This is a genomic window from Streptomyces sp. NPDC093149 (genome assembly GCF_044754145.1).
Classification (GTDB): domain Bacteria; phylum Actinomycetota; class Actinomycetes; order Streptomycetales; family Streptomycetaceae; genus Streptomyces.
Genome location: NZ_JBIVON010000032.1, coordinates 27,760 through 45,280, shown reverse-complemented (window position 1 = coordinate 45,280; position 17,521 = coordinate 27,760). Strand labels below are relative to the sequence as shown.

Here is a 17,521-nt window from a genome sequence, read left to right as displayed (position 1 = left end):
CCGACCGCACCTCATCGACGGCTGCCGCATAGGCACCGGCCTGACCTTGACCAGCTGACACGATCAGGCCGACATCACACATTCAAGTTCAGTAGCGCCCTCGCCGCGCAGATGGGCTGCCAGTCCGAGCAAGTTGGGCGCTGCGCTTCCTGCTATGAGCCCACCATCCGGTATGGCAACGGCGGCAATCCGCCGTGTCCACCGTGCAAGGGCCGTCGCCCTTCTTCCTTGACCGAAATTGTCTCTTCAGGCACATCCCGGTCGGGCAGTGCCTGAAGGTGTAATGCGCTTTCGAGCAGCACCCAAGCACACTAGGTTGTAAATGATTACCGCCGCGCCCAGAGCCACGGGGGTCTTCTGGGGGAAATGCGGTGGTGAGGAAGGACCGGAATGACTGAACGGTCCAATGCGGATGGTCACGCCTGCGCCTACGGCCGGATGGCGTCCATCCGGTACGGGGCTTATGGAAGCTCAAAAGGCTGACGGACCGCGAACGGGAAGTGTTCCTTCTGGTGGGCACGGGGGCGGGAAACCGGCATCTTGCGCGGGAGCTGGGGATCACGGAGCGCACGGTGAAGGCGCACATTGCGCGGATCGTGGAGAAGCTGGAACAGCAAACGCGGCTTCAGGTCGCGGTGCTGGCCGTGCTCGCCCACGAGAAGCTGTGCTCCGATCCGCGGTGCGAGTGCCGTGAGACCGGCGTCCCACCGGGGTTCTCGGTGACGACGGCTGCCTGATGGGGGTGTCCGTGCCCGTGCGGAACGGGTGCGGACACCGCCGTTTCCGGGGGCTGACGGCGCGGCAGATCAAGGTGTACACCCCCTTAGCACTGTCAGTAGTGCTCTTCCCGGTAGACGCCGTCGGCGTCGACACCACAGCCCCACTCACCAAAGCTTGTGTTCGCCAACTCCATGTTGACGACGAAGGAACCGGCCGCTGCGAGGGTGATCCTGAACGGATCGTCGTCATTGTCGGGCAGGTTGTTCACGGTCAGCAACGGGAACTCTGCGGAGGTCAGTGCCCTCTCGTCGGCGATGAGGACGAGAGTACTGTCGGGCCAGTCCTCGTCATCGTGTCCGATCCGGGCCTGGATCTGATCTGCCGTGAAGCCCGCGTAGGCGTGGTTGTCGATGACGGTGATTGACTCGTAGTGTTCCGATCCTCCTTTGAGGGCCTGGAGCAAGCGTGCCCACTCATCTGGCTGCTCGAAGGACGTCCGCACCAGGAGCGGACCGGCGGACTCCTCGATCGTGGAGGAGGGCGGCTCGGGCTCGGCCCCCGTACGCTTGCCAGGGATGACCTGGATGAGGAAGCGGGGCTTCTTGCCGTCCGACGACCGGTCACTGGCGTGCACGCGGATCAGGTAGGGGCCGACTCCTGCGGTGGCGAGATTCTCTTTGCGCAGCGGCTCGTATCCGCTGTCGCACAGGGTGAGGAAGCCGGTCGTGGAGATCACGGTGATCTCTTCGACCTCGTCCCAGCCGCTCTCTGCTCCCGGATCACGGCCGGCGTATAGGGTGACGATGGGGTTTTCCAGGGCGGTTCCGGCGTCGATGTGCAGCCAGTCTTTCTCGGCTGCCAGGAACCCGCGTCCGCGCGGTTGCTTGCCGGCGTCGGGGTCCATGACGGCCAGGTCGCCCCACTCCTTCATCTTGAGCGGCCGGGTGCGGCCGTCAAGGAGCGGCCAGTTGGAACGCTGCATGGAGAACCCCCATCGTGCTTACTGTGTCTGCCGGTCACGTCCTGGAAGAGTAGACGGGACCTGTGGCAGGCGCGTTGTGCGTCTTACTTGATGCGGACGTAGTAGCCGTCGCCGTTGAGGACGCGCTGGGTCTTGTAGAAGCCGCCGAGGCGGGCGCCGGCGCTGCGGTTGTCACCGAGGGGGATGATGCGGGTGCTGCCGAGGGCCGGGTTGCCGCCCTCCTTGCTTGCGGCGAACGGGTACTCGTCGCAGTCGTACTTCTTGGGGTCGGGGTTGTGCACCTTCGCGCACATGGCCTTGCGGTGGGCGTTGATGGTCTTCTCGTTGGTGATGCGGTGCAGCGGGGTGGAGGCGCCCGGGTGACCGGCGATCTTGCGCTGGGCGTCCAAGATGTGGTTGGCGGACCGCTTCACCTTCGCGTCGCTGCGGGAGAGGGTAAAAACTGGGGAGTAGGACGGGAAGACGCAGCCGGGGTTCTTGGTGCGCTTCTTGGTGCCCCAGAACGTGTCGTCGCAGCGGTACTTGGCGGAGTTGTAGGTGAAGCCGCCTATCGTGTAGCCGGGCTTGGTGAAGGTGAACCGGTAGGAGGCCGGGCTGGCGAGCTGCTTCTTCTTTCCGACGCTGGCGGCGTAGCCGACGGTTCCCTTGTGGGCTGAGCCGAGGGTGGCCCCTTGCGGGAACTTGACGGCGGTCTTGACGCCCTTGCCGCCGCCGACGGACACGTTGATGCTGATGCCGCCGGCGTTGACGAGTTTGGCCTTGCCGACGGTGAAGCTCTCTGCCCACTTCAGCTTGTTGGTCTTCAGCGTCATGGCGTGCTTGATTTCGAAGGTGGCGGAGCCGAACGGCTTGCCGTTCTTGAGCAGGTCGATGCGGGCACCAACGTCCATGCACATGCTGGTGCGGGTGATGGTGATGGTGTTGAGCTTGCAGCTCGCGGCGGCGGCCGTGTTGGCGTAGACGGTCTTGACGGCCGGGGCCTGGGCGGCGGCGATGCTGTACTTCTCTGGCGCGGCCTGCGCGGTTGCGGCGCTCATGCCGGTGAGGAGGAGGGCGCCGAGAGCGGCACCGCTGACGGCTTTTCTGGGCGCGCTGATGCGCATACGTATGTGTCCCCTCGTTGATGGAGGGACGGCACCGCGTCGGGGCTGCCGTCGCTAAGGCGAGCACGTTATGCGCTTCAGCGGTCGTGAATCTATTGGCTGTTGGGGCACTGCCTGTTAGGACAAGTCGGGTTTCGGTCAGCAGCGTTGACGGTGAGAACCGCGACGGCGGAGCCCGCTCGGTGACGCGGTACTGCGTCATCGGCTACCGCCAATCTGGCCGCCCCCGACCAGTGGGACACACCGTTCGTACCCACAACGCAGTACAACCGGCAGGAGCCGACGACAAGCAACTGAGAAGTCATTGCCCAAGGCCCACCTGCGGGCCGCTCCCGGGCCCCGGGCCGAGGTGTACTGCGTGTTCCGGGCAGAGAGCTGCCGCGCGGCCCGCGGGGTGTACCGGCCCCCCGCTTCGCCCCTGTCCGGCGCCACTATCCGTACGGGAGGATCGCGCAGCGGGCCATCCCCCACGATCTGCGGCCCGTCGTCCTGCGGGACGAACTCGTCGAACTCGGTCAGCTCTTCCGCACCTACCAGCAGCGCACCGAACCCGACCTGGCGCTCCTCGCCGACCTCCAGGAACGCAAGGCACGCTGCGACCGTCGCTGATTCTGCAGACGTGATGATGTGATGACGGCAGGCATCCGTGTGCCAGAGGAGAGAGTGAAGGCTATGGTCTGCCGGATCGGCGGGCCCGGGGGAGGTCACATGACGGCCCAGGATTGGGCGGCGAACGACCCGGAGGTGTTCGACGATCCGGAGGTGTTCACCGACCGGGAGGCGTTCATCGTCCAGTTCCGCCCGGTGGAGCAGCCCGGCAGCGAGGTGAACTTCCCGCCCATCGCCAATGGCCTGGACTACCTCCTCAGCGTCATCGCGTCCCTGATCGACGACGAGGAGCGGGTCAGCGCACGTGACCTGAAGTACGCCGTGCTGCACCTGCAGGCCGCCGCCGAGGTCCTGCTCAAGTACCGCCTGCAGCAGGAGCATTGGACCCTGGTCTTCGCCGAGCCGGGCAAGGCCAGGAAAGAGGAGCTGGCTGATGGGTCCCTGGCCAGCTGCACCCCCGCCCAGACGGTGGACCGACTGCGGCGTATCGTCGGGCTGCCCATCGGAGACAAGGACGCCGCCGCGCTCACCAAGCTGGCCAAGACCCGCAATGCGCTGCAGCACTACGGGCTCACCGACCGTGCCCGCGCCGTCGAGGCTCGCACCGCCGAGGTCCTGGACTTCCTCGTCCGCTTCCTGGACGAGCAATTGCTGCCCGCCCTCCCCGACGAGGACCGGCAGCGGACCACGCAGGACATGCGGGCCATCCGCAGCGGTCTCAGCCGGATCCAAGGCTTCGTCACCCGACGCATGCAGCGGCTGCGGGCCGAACTGGAACCGCACCGGAACCGCACCATGGCGTGCCCCCACTGCGACCAGTGGGCCCTGGTCGTGGCGGACGGCGACAGCAAGTGTCGGTTCTGCATGGTGCGGACCGACGCGCTCGACTACGTCCTCCACCGGGGCACCGGGAGCAACGCCACGTACCGCCGGTGCCCGGGCTGCGACAACCACACGCTGGTCGGTGGCGTCTTCACCACGGCCGCCCCGGACGTGCCGGTAGACCTGTGTTTCAGCTGCGGGAAGACCTTTCCCCCGCCAAAATCCTGCCTCCGGTGCGACCGGCGCTTCCAACCGCACGACTTCGAGACCGTCTGCGCCGCCTGCCTGACCGACGGGGCCGCGAAGGAGGACCAGTGACGCAGACCGCCCCCGTGGCCCGCGCTGGTCCCAGCCGCAACCGCCGGCGGGCGCGATCGCCTCGGCCGCAGAGCTCTCCGCGCTGGACCAGGCGCTGAGGAGCACCTGCGCGCTACGCCAATGGCAGGGCTCGCAGCTATTGAGGAAGGGCCACGAGCGCCGCACGGGGTTGCCCGTGTCTGCGGGCCCGTGGTTCAGCCGATGTCGGGATCGAATCTGGTACTCGTACGGGTGGGATGCGCGGCGCTGGCGGACCGGTGAGAAGACGGCCGCGTCAGGATGAGGCATGGAACGGATCAACGCGCAGCACGTCAGCGAGCCCGGTCTGGTGGTCCTGGACATCACCGCCGCCGATGAGGCAACCGCCCAAGCAGTGATGGCTGGCCTGGAGCATTGGTGGGCCACCTCCGGCATCATGCCCGTGCAACGCGAACCGGGAACGCCGGGCGTGAAGGCCCGTGTGTACGCGGACATCCGACGCCGCGGCCCCGCCGCCTCCTCATGAATCAGCGGCCCGCGTGCTGGAGATCGGGACAGCTCGATCTCCAGGGTCAGCAGCGGAGGGCGTAGTGGGTCAGGCGGGAGCGGGCGGCCTATTCGCTGATCCCGAGCGCCTGGGCGACGGTGTCCCACTGTGGTCCGTCCGCGGTGTCGACGCTGAACGAGGCGTCAGCTGCCACCCGTTCGGTGAGGCGCTGCAGGGCGGCAACGGCGCGGAGTGCGGCCAGGGGTTCGTCGGCGGCCAAAGCGGTGAGGCGTTCCTCGGCCTGGTCGAGGAGGGCGGTGAGGTCGGCGGGAACAGGGACGGTGCGGGCCTGTACTTCGGTGATGTGGGTGTCCCAGTCGTCTTCCGGTCCGCTGGTGTCGGCCAGGTACGGGCGCCGCCGGTCGACGGCTTCCCAGTCGAGCGAGTAGCGAGTGCTGCCGCGCCAGCCGCACGAGCACGCACCGCGCAGCTCGGTGGCGATCGGGGCGCCGAGCGTGCCGTCGTAGACCCACCAGTCAACGCTCCGATGCATCATCGGCCCGCTCCCGGCATCGAAATACACCGGACCCGGCTCCGTGCCATCGGCCACCAGGACACCGGGCCGGCCCTCGTGCTCGCCGCCGAACTCCTCGGTCTCCCACATACTCCACCCCTCCCCCACCGGAACGCCGGTGAGTCTCGAAGGCCAGCCCCGGCAAAGGCAGAGGCGCCGCTTAGCTTGTAGGCCCGGTCGGCCCATCCACGACCTTGCCGCAGCTCGTTCGGGTCCGGCGGGCGAATACCCGAACCGGTGAATCACGGTTTCCTGGCGTCGAGGTCGGCGTGGCCGGGATGGTCTGGAGCTCAGCCGTGGCTTCCTGCTGCGTCTTTCGGCATAGCGTGGCGCCGCGGTCGGCTAGGCGGTGCGCCGCCTGACCGCGCTCCGGTGGTCACCCGACAAAGGCGGTGCGGAGAATGTCGGGTGATCGGGGCCGGTGTCGCCGCACGATAGGGGCATGGATGACACGACCTTGGTATCCCGTTTCCTCCGCGACGGCTTCGTGAAGCTGGAGGGCGCCGTCGCGCCGCGCGTGGCCGCAGACTGCGCGCGGCTGCTGTGGCGAGAGACGGGCTGCGACCCGGACCACCCGTCGACGTGGACACAGCCTGTCCACTGGGTGGGCGGCATGGCGCAGGGACCGTTCGCCGCCGCACCCAACTCCCCGTCGCTGCATCGCGCGTACGACCTGCTCGTCGGCGCGGGACGCTGGGAGCCGCGCTACTCGCTGGGCACGTTCCCGCTGCGCTTCCCGCACGAGGAGGAGCCGGACGACGCGGGCTGGCACATCGAGGGGAGCTATCTGCCGGAGGGCGAGAGCTGGTACTTCACCAATTTACGCTCCCAGGGCCGGGCGCTGCTGATGCTGTTCCTGTTCAGCGAGGTCGGTGAGGAGGACGCCCCGACACGGATCCGGGTCGGCTCACACCTCGACGTGCCGAAGGTGCTGGAGAAGTACGGGGAGGACGGGGCGAGCGGGCTGACCCTCGCGCCCGATCTGGTGGCGGCGTCCGACCACCGGTCACTCGCCCTTGCCACCGGCTCCCCGGGCGACGTCTTCCTGTGCCATCCGTTCCTGGTGCACGCGGCTCAACCACACCGTGGAGTGCGGCCGCGCTTTATGGCGCAGCCGCCGCTGATGCCGGCCGCGCCGTGCGAACTGGAGCGGGCCGACGGCGCGTACTCGCCTGTGGAGATTGCGATCCGCCGGGGTCTGGGACAGGACACCCCTGGTCCGGACGGGAACGGCACCGACCGCAGCGCAGCGTGAACGTGCCGCACGACCATCGCTGGCAAAGTCGCCGTGAGGGAAGAGGGAGGAGGCCGGGCATGCTGGAGCGGCTGAATCAGGCCATGGAGCACATCGAGGGCCATCTCGACCAGGACCTCGACGTGGGGGAGCTGGCACGCCTTGCGGCCACCTCGGAGCACCACCTGCGCCGGATGTTCTCCGCGCTCGCGGGAATGCCGCTGTCGGAGTACGTCCGGCGCCGCCGGCTCACCCTCGCGGGCGCCGAAGTACTCGCGGGACGTGAGACGTTGCTGGAGATCGCGGTGCGTTATGGCTACGGCTCCGGCGAGGCGTTCGCGCGGGCGTTCCGTGCCATGCACGGCATCGGACCGGGCGAGGCCCGGCGTACCGGCGCCGCACTCACCTCCCAGTCCCGGATGGCCTTCCGCCTCACCATCGAGGGGAGCAGCAGTATGCGATACCGCGTCATGGACAAGGCGGACTTCACCGTCGTCGGGCTCAAGACCCGGGTACCGCTGGTGCATGCCGGGCCGAACCAGGCAATCATGGACTTTGTCCGTGGGATCGACCCGCGGACCCTTGAGCGCCTGGAGAAGCTCTCGGACCAGGAGCCGCACGGCATCGTCGCGGTCTGCGACGGCATGAACCCCAGCCGCGTCGAGGGCACTGAACTCGACTACCACCACGGCGTGATCACCTCCGCGGCCGCTCTGGAGGGCACGACCACGTTGGCCGTCCCGGCCGGCACCTGGGCGGTCTTCACCACCTCCGGCCCGGCACCGCAGGCCATCCAGGAACTGTGGCGGGACGTGTTCACCGAGTGGTTCCCGTCGAACCCGTACCGCACCCGCACCGGCCCTGAGATCCTGCGCACCCGCCTGTCGCCGGAGAAGACCGAGGCCGACGCCGAACTGTGGCTCCCGGTAGAGCCCGAGCACGGCTGAACCGGGGTTCGGGACCAACCGAGCAGCCAGTATCGATGAGAACGATCACGGCCTTGGAAGCTGGAGCGAACCCTGCACCGCACCTTTGGTTTCACGGCCGTACGACCGGATGTTCTCAGTCGGTCCCCAAGGCCGTGAACAATGCGGCAAGCCGTGAGCGGTGCCGCCGCGCGTGTACGCCCGGTCAGGCAGGGTCGTCACCCAGCACTGGATGGAGCTGGCCGTCGCCGCCATGGCCCTGAGGCCGGGCACGGTCCTGGACGGGGAGGCCGTGATCTGGGCGAAGCTGCTGGACGGCGAGGCGTGGGAGCAGGTCCGCCCGACCGTGCTGGCCTCCCTGAACCTGCCCGGTGAGCCGGGTGAGCACCTGACGGCGCGGGCTGCGCTGCTTCACGGCACCTACCGAGAGGTCGCGGGGCGGGTGCCGGCGAACTCCCAGATCGTGTTCGACGACGACGGCCGTCTGCACTTCGCCGCCCTGGAGCCGGAGCCCGAACCCGCATCCCTCCTGGACCTACGGAAGGCGGTGGAGACGATGACGCCCCGCGTCGACCTGCCGGAGGTGGTGCTGGAGGTGTTCTCGTGGACCGGCGCCGACCAGGCGTTCACCTCCATCACCGGCGGCGATGCCCGGCTCAAGGAGCTGCAAGTCACGATCGCCGCGCTGTTGGTCGCGCACAGCTGCAACGTCGGCTTTACCCCGGTCATCGGCTCCGCCGACGCGCTGAAGTACGGCACGCTGTCCCACGTCGATCAGACGTATCTGCGGCTGGCCACCTACCGGACCACGAACGCCACGCTCATCGAGCACCAGGCCGTGATCTGTCTCGCGCAGGCGTGGGGCGGCGGGCTGGTCGCCTCGGTCGACGGGATGCGGTTCGTTGTCCCCGTCCCGTCCGTGTACGCCCGGCCCAATCCTCGCTATTTCGGGCCCCGGGGCGGGGCAACGTGGCTGAACATGATCAACGACCAAGCGGCGGGGCTCGGCGGGAAGGTGGTGGCCGGCACCCCGCGCGACTCCCTGTACGTGCTCGATGTCCTCTACGACCGCGACGGTGGCAAGCGCCCCGAGGTGATCGTCACCGACACCGCTTCGTACAGCGACATCGTCTTCGGACTGCTCACCCTCGCCGGGTTCGTGTACGCGCCGCAGCTCGCGGACTTGCCGGACCAGAAGATGTGGCGCATCGACCGCACCGCCGACTACGGCGCCTTCACCGACGCAGCCCGCGGCCAGGGCGACCTCGCCCGCATCGAACGCCAGTGGGAGGACATCCTGCGCATCATCGGCTCGGTCCACACCGGCGCGGTCCGTGCGTACGACGTGATCCGCATACTGTCGCGGGACGGGCGTCCGACCCCGCTGGGGGACGCGATCGCGCACTGTGGGCGGATCGCAAAGTCCCTGCACATCCTGCGCCTGGCCGACGAGCCCGGCTACCGGCGCCAGATCAAGGCGCAGGCCAACCTCCAGGAGGGCCGCCACGCGCTCGCCCGGAAGATCTTCCATGGCAGGCAGGGGCAGCTCTACCAGCGTTACCAGGACGGGATGGAGGACCAGATCGGCGCGCTCGGCCTGGTCCTCAACGCCATGGTGGTCTTCAACACCCGGTACATGGACGCTGCGATGAACCAGCTGCGGGCGGACGGGTTCGACGTCCGCGACGAGGGCGTCGCCCGCCTCTCACCGTTCGTACGGCAACACATCAACATGCACGGCCGGTACTCGTTCAAGCTCCCCGACCTGCCCGGTGGCCTGCGCCCGCTGCGCGACAAGGAAGCCACCGACGACGAGTAATGCGGCACTGCCGTACGACATCATCGACTCGTCGTGGTCGTGACCATCTGGATCAAGTCGTACCTGCTGGTCAGCGACTCGGAAGGGGGTCAGGGAGCCGTCTCGCAGGCCGGGGCCGCGACGGCTTCGCGGACCCGCCCGTCCCGGCACGCCTTCAGGCCCGAAGGTCGGAAGTACACGGAGTTTGGGCGGTGCCCCGCGAGCGGGCGACGGCGTGGGGGCGGGCGGTCAGGCGGTGTGTCATCAGGGTGACGGCGGCGGTGGAAGGCACGAGAGGGTCATAGTCGTGTGGCTGTGCGGATCAGCCCGGCGAGGGCGAGGGAGCGGCTGTGTGCGGGCCAGGCCATGTGGGTGACGACGGGGGGTGCGTCGGCCAGGGGGACGGCGGTGTGCTCGGCCCACAGCCAGGCACGGGCGGAGTCGGGGAAGACGGCCGCGGTGCGTCCGAGGGCGATGAGCTGGGCCAGCTGCGTCTGGTCGTTGATCTCGGGGCCCGGGCCGGGCGGGTACGTGCCGTCGTGGGCCCAGCGGGCGAGCGGCAGATCGGGGATGTCGCTGACGTCGGCCAGGGACAGGGACTTGTGCGCGGCAAGGGGGTGCCCGGTGGGCAGGATGGCGATCTGCCCCTCGGTCATCAGTTCCTCGCTGTCGAACCCGACGAGGGAGTTGAACGGCGCGTGCATGAGCGCCACATCGGCGCGGCCGTCGCGCAGCATCTCCCCCTGCTCACATGTGCCGCTCGGCAGCACCTCGATCTCGGCGGGGTCGGGCTCGGCCGCGTAGGCGTCGATGAGCTTGTGCAGCAGCTCGTGAGACGCGCCGGCCTTCACCGCAAGGACCAGGCGGTTGCGGGGGCCGCCCGGTCTGTCGGCGCCACCGGCGCGACGGGTGCGGCGAGCGGCGGCGGTGGTCGCGTCGAGGGCTGCGCGGCCCTCGTGCAGCAGCATCTCTCCGGCGCCGGTGAGGGAGACTCCGCGACGGTTGCGTTCCAGCAGCAAGACGCCGAGGCGCCGTTCGAGCTGCTGGATGGCCCGGGAGAGCGGTGGCTGGGCCATGCCGAGGCGCTCGGCGGCGCGGCCGAAGTGGAGTTCCTCTGCGACGGCCACGAAGTACCTCAGCTCGCGGGTCTCCAAGGTGTCCATGGGCCCCAGCCTAACTCGGTGATACTTGCCGGGTATGACAGGGCACCGTGTCGGTATTGGATGCGCCGCTCGTCGGTGGGCGAACATCGGGACCACGGGCAGAGCGAAGTCCGCGCCGATGGCCGACGCGGACGAGTCGCCGTCGACGAGCGACGGACCATACGACACGCAGCCCTCCGAGAACATCCGGCTCAGCAGGAAAGACACAGCCATGAACACACCCTCCGCGTCACTGCCCGGCGGCACCTGGACCCTGGGCGATCTGACGGTCACCCGCTTCGGCTACGGCGCCATGCAGCTCGCCGGCCCCGGGGTCATGGGCCCGCCCGCCGACCACGACGGCGCCCTCGCCGTCCTGCGCGAGGCCACCGATCTCGGGATCACCCACATCGACACCGCCGGCGCATACGGACCGCGTGTCACCAACCAGCTGATCCGTGAAGCACTGCACCCCTATCCCGCATCGCTGCACATCGTGACCAAGGTCGGCGCGGACCGCGATCAGCAGGGCGGCTGGCCCCCCGCCCGGCAGCCCGAGGACCTGCGCCGCGCCGTCCACGAGAACCTTGCGGACCTCGGCCTCGATGCGCTCGACGTGGTCAATCTCCGGCTCGGCGACGCCCAGGGCCCCGTGCCCGGCTCGCTCGCCGAGCCCTTCGAGACCCTCGTCGAACTCCAGCGGCAGGGCCTCATCCGGCACCTCGGAGTGAGCAACGCGACGGCGGAACAGGTCGCCGAGGCGCAGGCGATCGCACCGATCGTGTGCGTGCAGAACATGTACAACCTCGCCTACCGCCAGGACGATGCCCTGATCGACGAACTCGCCGACCAAGGCATCGCCTACGTGCCTTTCTTCCCGCTCGGCGGCTTCACCCCGCTCCAGTCCACGGCGCTTTCCGCCGTGGCCACCCGGCTGGATGCGACGCCGATGTCGGTCGCCCTGGCCTGGCTGCTGGGGCGGTCGCCGAACATCCTGCTCATTCCCGGCACCTCGTCGGTGGCGCACCTGCGCGAGAACGTCGCCGGCGCGGGACTCCCGCTCTCCGACGAGGACCTCGCCGAGCTGGACAAGATCGGCCGTTAGGACCTGTTCCGGGTGGGATCACCCGGTGAGACGGAGGCTGCGGATCCAGATCAGGGAGCCGAGGACCTTGATGCCGGCCAGGGTGGCGGTGAACCGAGGGCTGTCGGCGCACTGGCCCGGGGTGAGGACGAAAGACAGCGGGCGGCAGCTGCCGCGCGAGTCGGGCCGACAGGTTCGGCGCCCGCCACCGTCCGCCCTCTTCGCGCGTGCCTTTTCTCCTCAACCGCCTTCTCCAGCGTGGTGAGGACCTCGGCGTCCACGCATGGTGGGCCCGGGCCGCAGTGGAGTCCACGCTGAGCAGGCTGAGGTCGACCTGTCCGCGCGCTGCGGCCTTGACGATCACACCGCCCATCAGGGAGCCGAAGACACATTAAGTCACGCCACTGCAAAACCCGGTGGTAGGCCGTCGTCCAGGCGTCGTGATCAGCGGGCATGTCCCGCCACAGACTGCCGGTACGGAACCGCCACACCACCCCTTCGAACTGCTCCCGCAGCCGCTCCGAGGACGGGTCGCACTCGCCTACCGGCAGTCACGGCTCGATCAACGCCCATTCGCCATCCGTCGCGACGCCCGCTCAGGCTTCACCCGAGGCGTGCGCCTCGGCCCAGACAGCAAGGATCTTCCCCATGTCCTCGGACAAACCACGAAACCGCACGGCCCGCCTCACCGTGGGCGCGGCGTCCGTCGCGTTGCTCGTCACGGCCGTAGCGGTCACGGCCCAAGACGCGTCCGCCGCCCCCGACCCTGGGCCGGGCTTCACCCTCCACACGATCACCCAGAAGGTCTCCCTCACAGGCAGCGGACCGGCCGACCAGACGCTGAGCGCCGTGAAATACCAACCGAGCCACGCCCGCGTGAAGGGCATTCAGGTGATGATCCCGGGCGTCACCTACGACCACCGGTACTTCGATCTCAAGACGAACCGCGGCTGGATCTCGCAAGCACGCAAGGCGGCCAAGGACGGCTGGATCACCGTCGCCGTCGACCGCCTCGGAACCGGCGACTCCAGCAGCCCGGCCGCGGGCCAACTGAACGGCACGACTCACTCCGCCACCATCCACCAACTGATCACCAAGCTGAGGACCGACCACGAGGGGCTGCCGGTCGCACTGGTCGGCCACTCCATGGGAAGCGTGGTCGCCATCCAGGAAGCCGCGTCATACAAGGACGTCAACGCCGTTGTCGTCACCGGATTCATGCACCACACCGGCTCCGGCCAGCTGTTGTTCAACGCCGCGATGCACCCAGCCGCCGAAGACGCTGCCTTCGCTGGCCGCGCGATACCGGACGGCCCCCTCACCACCCGGGACGGCATGCGCCAGCTGCTCTACTGGCCGTTCAACGCCGATCTGAGCACCGTGAAGGCCGACGACGCGGTCAAGCAGATCGCCGCCCTCGGGGAATTCACCTCCTTCGGGGACGAAGAGAGCGACGACACCTACGGCAAGAACGTCAACGTTCCCGTCCTGTCGCTCGTGGGCCAGCACGATGGCCTGTACTTCGACCCCGCCGACCTGAACACGACCCTCAAGGCGGAGACCGCCGCTTACCCGGCCAGCCCTGACGTCGACGTGAAGTCCATTCCCGGAGCTGGCCACAACCTGGCCCTCCAGCACAACGCCGACAGCACCACCAACATCATCAACAAATGGCTGTCCCGCAAGCTCTAGGAGGACGCAACCCGGCTCCCGGCATTGTCACGTTGTTGGGTGTGTGGGTGTCTGATGGTGCGTCGAGGTGTGGTGGGGCTGGGTGTCGGCCTGGGCTCAGGCTGCGGTAGGCCGGCCGGTGACGCCGGTGATCTGCTCCCAGGTGGTGAAGCGGATGGTCATTTCGGCTCGGTGTTCGGATGCGGTTATCAGGTGGCGTCGGGGCCGGAAGTGGGGTGAGATGCCGCTGAACGCGGACAGGAACCGCTGGGCCCCGCCCACGCTGCGGAAGCCCTTCATGGCCCGTTCGCGTTGCCTCGTCGGCTGGTGACTGTTCTCGGCCCGGTTGTTCAATCCCTTGTGGGAGCGGTGCTCCACCGAGGGCATGACCTCGCGGTGGGCGGCGCCGTAGGAACGCAGCTTGTCGGTGACGGCCACTCGCGGCACCCCGCCCGTCGTCGTCATCAGCCTGCGGAAGAAGCGCCTGGCCGCGGCCGTGTCCCGCCGGTTCTGCACCAGGATGTCCAGGACGTTGCCGTCCTGGTCGACAGCCCGCCACAGATACTTCTGCTCACCGTTGCTCTTGATGAAGACCTCGTCCAGATGCCACTTGTCCCCCGGCCGTGGCTGTCGGCGGCGCAGCGCGTTGGCGTAGGCCTGCCCGAACTTCAGACACCAGCGGCGCACGGTCTCGTGGGACACGATGACACCGCGCTCGAGCATCAGCTCCTCAACTTCACGGAAACTGAGCGGGAACCGGAAGTACAGCCACACACAGTGCGCGATGATCTCGACCGGGTACCGGTGCCCCCTGTACGACGGCGACACGCTCCCCACGGACGATCCCCCTCCACCGTGATCCTGTTGCGCTCGCACCACACTGACGACGCCCAGCAGGAACTGTTCGGTCTGCTCGTCGTCTACCAGGCCGCGCGGCAGATCGCCGTCGACGCTGGCGCTCAAGCCGGGATCGCCCCGTCCTGGATCTCGCTGGCCGTCACCATCCGCACCGCCCGCAACACAGTGATCACCGCAACTGGAACCATGAGGCATCAGGGGTGCCGACTCACTCCCGTGATCCATCGCGCCATCCTGCACCCCCGCGAGCTGGCCCCGCAGCACCGCCCAACCAGGATCCAGCCCCGCCGCGTCAAACGCCCGATCTCGACCTTCGCCTACAGCCCGACCAGGAAGAACACCCCGATCCCCAACGCGGAGATCACCCTCACCATCACCACAGCCACCGACCGAACACGACGATGGCGAACCTAAACTTCCCGGCATTGCGTCTTGCCCTGGCCGCGGTAGCTGTCGGCGGCCCGGTTGACCGCGATACCGGGAATGTAGACGAGCTCCTGGCCGTGGTTGACCAGCAGGGCAATCAGCAGGCCCGGCTCGCACCGGTCATGTCCAGTGCCCAGGTCGTCCTGTCGCGGTCGGCGAGGTCCAGGACGTCAGCGATCAGCTTCAACAGTTCCGGCTCATCGTTGGCCACCTGCCGCGACAGCAGCGTATTGCCGTCCGCGTCCAGGACCAGCGTGTGGTGATGGGTCTTTCCGCAGTCGGTCCCCGCCCATATCCGGCTCATCGTGCTCCTGACGTGTGTGTTCGTGCTGTTCGTGCCACGGACGACCTCGCCGGCATTGCTCTACGCAGCGACTTGTTCGCACTTCCTAATCGGGGGCCGAGTCGTCGTGGGGCGCCGGGCGGCGAAGCAAGGGAAGCCACGAGACGGCAGCCGCCTGATAGCCACACCCAGCACCCCTGGGCGATCCAACCCTACGAATGGCTCGATCAACCCGATCAAGACACAAGCGCTGCGTGTACAGAATGGCGATCTTTCCCCTATCCCACGGGAGTTGCACGTGATGGGCTCGCGTCGATCATCTGTACCCTTCAAGGAGGATCGTTGCGACGCACACGCATAACGATGGCGCTGCGCTGCATGGCAGTCGGCGCCGTCCTTATCGTTCTGGCCGGGGCGGGACCCGCTTCCGCTGCCGGCTTACCGAAGGAACCTGATCCGCTGGCAGCGCCGCCGAAGGTCCACGGACCTGAGACGACCAGTCTCGCGCTGGCCGGAGGGCGGCCCGTGTCGGGGAAGAATCTGGTGGCCGGGCCGCCGTCCACGCAGTTGGGCGGGGTGTGGCAGGTCAATCGGACCATGCCCACCTTGAGCAATACTGTGACAGACCCGGACGGTGACAAGGCCAACCTGACCTTCGCCGTCTACACGACGGACGCTTTCGGCAACCCCGACAAACAGATCATGATCAAGGACCAACCGTACGGCGTCCTCGTCTCGGGCTACGTCAACTCCGGTGGCACAGCGAAGGTCACCGTCCCGGATGGGAACCTGAAGCCGGGCACCACCTACGCGTTCCGTACATCCGCCTACGACGGAAGCCTGTACGAAACGGAGTGGTCCGCGTGGGGCAAGTTCAAGACCCGTGGCCGCGCGGTCGACATCAAGCTCCCCGAGCCTGACAAGAACGCCCCAGTGCTGAACGAGGACGACTTCCAGGAACCGCAGCCCATCGGCAAGCCCAACATGTACCCGGTCCCACCGGAGGTGCCGCCCACCGGGTACAGCGCACCCGAGAATGTCACCAGGCCGCAGGGCTACAGCGAGAAGGACGGCTGGAGCTGCGGCGAGGTGAACAAGGAGACGAACATCCAGCCGTGTTCGCGTCTGGTCCCGGACAACAGCAAGAGGACTCGCGACGCCCTCGCAAAGGAAGGGTTCGGGGTCACGGCAGGGCTTCCGCACCTGGTCGACTGGTGCGACACACACAACCTGGACATCAAGCGCTACGAGGCGTGTATTAGCGGGTTCACCTACGAGTACGAGGGAATCGTCGTCAAGGACGGCAAGCCCACCGGTGAGATCCTGAACGCATCCTGGGCCGTCGGCCAGGAAGTGAAGTTGTCGGGAACCTCGGCGACGTTCACTCAGCAACTCGTCCTCGTCCCGATCCAGGTTGATGCCAAGTTCGTATCGGTGACGCTGGACGTTCGCTTCGACTGCATGATGCCGGACCGCTGCTCGAACGGTCCGCAGTCGTGGGACGGCGCCCTGGAGTGGCTGGGAGCTGACCCGTTCTCGCACACGGCCGTCGGGAAGAACGACCACACCTGGAACGCTGTGAACGAGTCCGATACCCTCGACCTGTCCACGAAGATCAGCGCCTACTCGCCCGTGACGAACCCGGTCGCTTCGCGCTGGGAGACCGCCGACGCGCAGATCCGCTGCGACAAGATCTCCTCCGCCACCCCTGGCTGCGCGTTCCACAAGTACGTCCCCACCTGGGTGATGAACTTCAAGAAGACGCCGCAGGCGGTCGCGCACGCATGGCTGATCCAGTCCAAGCTGTCCAACCATCCCGGCAGCCGGTCCGCGAACAAGCCGATGTTCTTCCTGCCCTCGGCGGACAAGAACGCCCCCGGCCGCGACCCGAACAAGAACCGTGACGTCATCTGCCCGAAGAACAGCGACGGAACAAGCTGGGCGTCCAAGTACGGAAACCCGCGGACCACGACCGTCCCGGAGATCAGCGCCAGCGACAAGCCGTCGTGCGACGAGTTCGCCTACGCCTCCAGCTACAACTCCGGCGGTATGCCCGGCGGCGTCGTCGGCGGCATGAACCCGGTCGCCTCGGGCGACGCCTGCGTACAGACCTACGCCACCCGCGTCACCCAGGGCGAATGGCGCCTCTACGACGACGAGCGCCTCGCAAGCCCCACCTGGAACGAGGTCTGCGGCCGGTCCTCCATGTCCGGGTGGATCAACTCCACCTCGATGGGCGGCGCGTTCAGCTCTGGCTTCTCCGGTAAGTACCGGCTCCTCGACAAGGACCCCTACTGGGTGTCCTTCCCTGAATTCGGACACTGCGACGCCAGCAAGGCGACGGTGACCTGTACCGTCCCCAAGGCGTAGGGAAATGCGAGACGGCCCGGCGAGATGATGCTCTCGCCGGGGGCCGTCCCCTTTACCGACCACCCCGGGCCGCCCCCCCCCAAGCAAACTACCCCGCCCGCGGGTGCGAACGACGGCCCGGGCCCCCCCAACCCC

The 17,521-nt window shown here is 67.9% G+C and carries 15 protein-coding genes and 3 pseudogenes; 11 read left to right on the top strand and 7 right to left on the bottom strand.

The genetic code is table 11. The annotated features are described in order from the left end of the window. The first annotated feature begins 500 nt into the window (after positions 1-500). Complete coding sequence (locus ACIQCZ_RS39555; RefSeq protein WP_402290615.1) at positions 501-737, top strand: LuxR C-terminal-related transcriptional regulator; 237 nt, start codon at positions 501-503, stop codon at positions 735-737. A 95-nt stretch (positions 738-832) separates the two neighbouring features. Here ACIQCZ_RS39555 and ACIQCZ_RS39550 read toward each other — a convergent pair whose 3' ends face one another. Together ACIQCZ_RS39550 and ACIQCZ_RS39545 are read right to left on the bottom strand one after the other, a co-directional pair. Further along, entirely contained in the window at positions 833-1,702 is an 870-nt protein-coding gene (locus tag ACIQCZ_RS39550; RefSeq protein ID WP_402290612.1) for a DUF6924 domain-containing protein, read from the bottom strand. Positions 1,703-1,785: 83 nt separating this feature from the next. After that, positions 1,786-2,805 (bottom strand): NucA/NucB deoxyribonuclease domain-containing protein, encoded by a 1,020-nt coding sequence (locus tag ACIQCZ_RS39545; RefSeq protein WP_402290609.1) that lies wholly within the window; start codon positions 2,803-2,805, stop codon positions 1,786-1,788. A 387-nt stretch (positions 2,806-3,192) separates the two neighbouring features. On the opposite strand from ACIQCZ_RS39545, the pseudogene ACIQCZ_RS39540 reads away from it, so the two are divergent. The 3 genes and pseudogenes from ACIQCZ_RS39540 to ACIQCZ_RS39530 form a co-directional block, all read left to right on the top strand. Then, a pseudogene (locus tag ACIQCZ_RS39540) lies at positions 3,193-3,399 on the top strand (hypothetical protein); the annotation flags it as partial. 114 nt (positions 3,400-3,513) lie between these two features. Beyond that, positions 3,514-4,554: a hypothetical protein gene (locus ACIQCZ_RS39535; protein ID WP_402290607.1), complete on the top strand. Its 1,041-nt coding sequence runs from the start codon at positions 3,514-3,516 to the stop codon at positions 4,552-4,554. Positions 4,555-4,840: 286 nt separating this feature from the next. Further along, positions 4,841-5,059, top strand: a complete 219-nt coding sequence (locus ACIQCZ_RS39530) for a DUF6207 family protein (protein WP_402290605.1) — start codon at positions 4,841-4,843, stop codon at positions 5,057-5,059. An 88-nt stretch (positions 5,060-5,147) separates the two neighbouring features. Here ACIQCZ_RS39530 and ACIQCZ_RS39525 read toward each other — a convergent pair whose 3' ends face one another. Next, positions 5,148-5,684, bottom strand: coding sequence for a hypothetical protein (locus ACIQCZ_RS39525; RefSeq protein WP_402290603.1), 537 nt, complete (start codon positions 5,682-5,684; stop codon positions 5,148-5,150). Between the two features lie 352 nt (positions 5,685-6,036). Between ACIQCZ_RS39525 and ACIQCZ_RS39520 the strand changes: the two genes are divergently transcribed. The 3 genes and pseudogenes from ACIQCZ_RS39520 to ACIQCZ_RS39510 form a co-directional block, all read left to right on the top strand. Further along, positions 6,037-6,849 (top strand): phytanoyl-CoA dioxygenase family protein, encoded by an 813-nt coding sequence (locus ACIQCZ_RS39520; RefSeq protein WP_402290601.1) that lies wholly within the window; start codon positions 6,037-6,039, stop codon positions 6,847-6,849. 59 nt (positions 6,850-6,908) lie between these two features. Beyond that, the gene (locus ACIQCZ_RS39515) at positions 6,909-7,775 is read left to right on the top strand and encodes a GyrI-like domain-containing protein (RefSeq protein WP_402290599.1); all 867 of its coding nucleotides are present in this window, start codon (positions 6,909-6,911) and stop codon (positions 7,773-7,775) included. A gap of 280 nt (positions 7,776-8,055) precedes the next feature. Beyond that, positions 8,056-9,573: pseudogene (locus ACIQCZ_RS39510) on the top strand (transposase); the annotation flags it as partial. A gap of 278 nt (positions 9,574-9,851) precedes the next feature. Here the strand turns inward: ACIQCZ_RS39510 and ACIQCZ_RS39505 are convergent. Further along, positions 9,852-10,715, bottom strand: a complete 864-nt coding sequence (locus ACIQCZ_RS39505) for a LysR family transcriptional regulator (RefSeq protein WP_402290597.1) — start codon at positions 10,713-10,715, stop codon at positions 9,852-9,854. 211 nt (positions 10,716-10,926) lie between these two features. Between ACIQCZ_RS39505 and ACIQCZ_RS39500 the strand changes: the two genes are divergently transcribed. Next, positions 10,927-11,799, top strand: coding sequence for an aldo/keto reductase family oxidoreductase (locus tag ACIQCZ_RS39500; RefSeq protein ID WP_402290594.1), 873 nt, complete (start codon positions 10,927-10,929; stop codon positions 11,797-11,799). 50 nt (positions 11,800-11,849) lie between these two features. On the opposite strand, the gene ACIQCZ_RS39495 is transcribed toward ACIQCZ_RS39500, so the two are convergent. Beyond that, the gene (locus ACIQCZ_RS39495; protein ID WP_402290623.1) at positions 11,850-12,329 is read right to left on the bottom strand and encodes a transposase; all 480 of its coding nucleotides are present in this window, start codon (positions 12,327-12,329) and stop codon (positions 11,850-11,852) included. Between the two features lie 97 nt (positions 12,330-12,426). Here ACIQCZ_RS39495 and ACIQCZ_RS39490 point away from each other — a divergent pair, with 97 nt between their 5' ends. Next, a complete protein-coding gene (locus ACIQCZ_RS39490; RefSeq protein WP_402290591.1) occupies positions 12,427-13,470 on the top strand; it encodes an alpha/beta hydrolase in 1,044 nt (347 codons plus the stop codon). 96 nt (positions 13,471-13,566) lie between these two features. Here ACIQCZ_RS39490 and ACIQCZ_RS39485 read toward each other — a convergent pair whose 3' ends face one another. Then, positions 13,567-14,286 carry an IS6 family transposase gene (locus ACIQCZ_RS39485; protein ID WP_402290589.1) on the bottom strand — a complete coding sequence of 240 codons (720 nt, stop codon included), beginning with the start codon at positions 14,284-14,286 and terminating at the stop codon, positions 13,567-13,569. 27 nt (positions 14,287-14,313) lie between these two features. Between ACIQCZ_RS39485 and ACIQCZ_RS39480 the strand changes: the two genes are divergently transcribed. Then, complete coding sequence (locus ACIQCZ_RS39480; protein ID WP_402290587.1) at positions 14,314-14,721, top strand: hypothetical protein; 408 nt, start codon at positions 14,314-14,316, stop codon at positions 14,719-14,721. 2 nt (positions 14,722-14,723) lie between these two features. Here ACIQCZ_RS39480 and ACIQCZ_RS39475 read toward each other — a convergent pair. Then, positions 14,724-15,037, bottom strand: a pseudogene (locus ACIQCZ_RS39475) (transposase); the annotation flags it as partial. Positions 15,038-15,622: 585 nt separating this feature from the next. Between ACIQCZ_RS39475 and ACIQCZ_RS39470 the strand changes: the two are divergent. Continuing rightward, positions 15,623-17,386: a hypothetical protein gene (locus ACIQCZ_RS39470; RefSeq protein WP_402290586.1), complete on the top strand. Its 1,764-nt coding sequence runs from the start codon at positions 15,623-15,625 to the stop codon at positions 17,384-17,386. Positions 17,387-17,521: the final 135 nt, after the last annotated feature.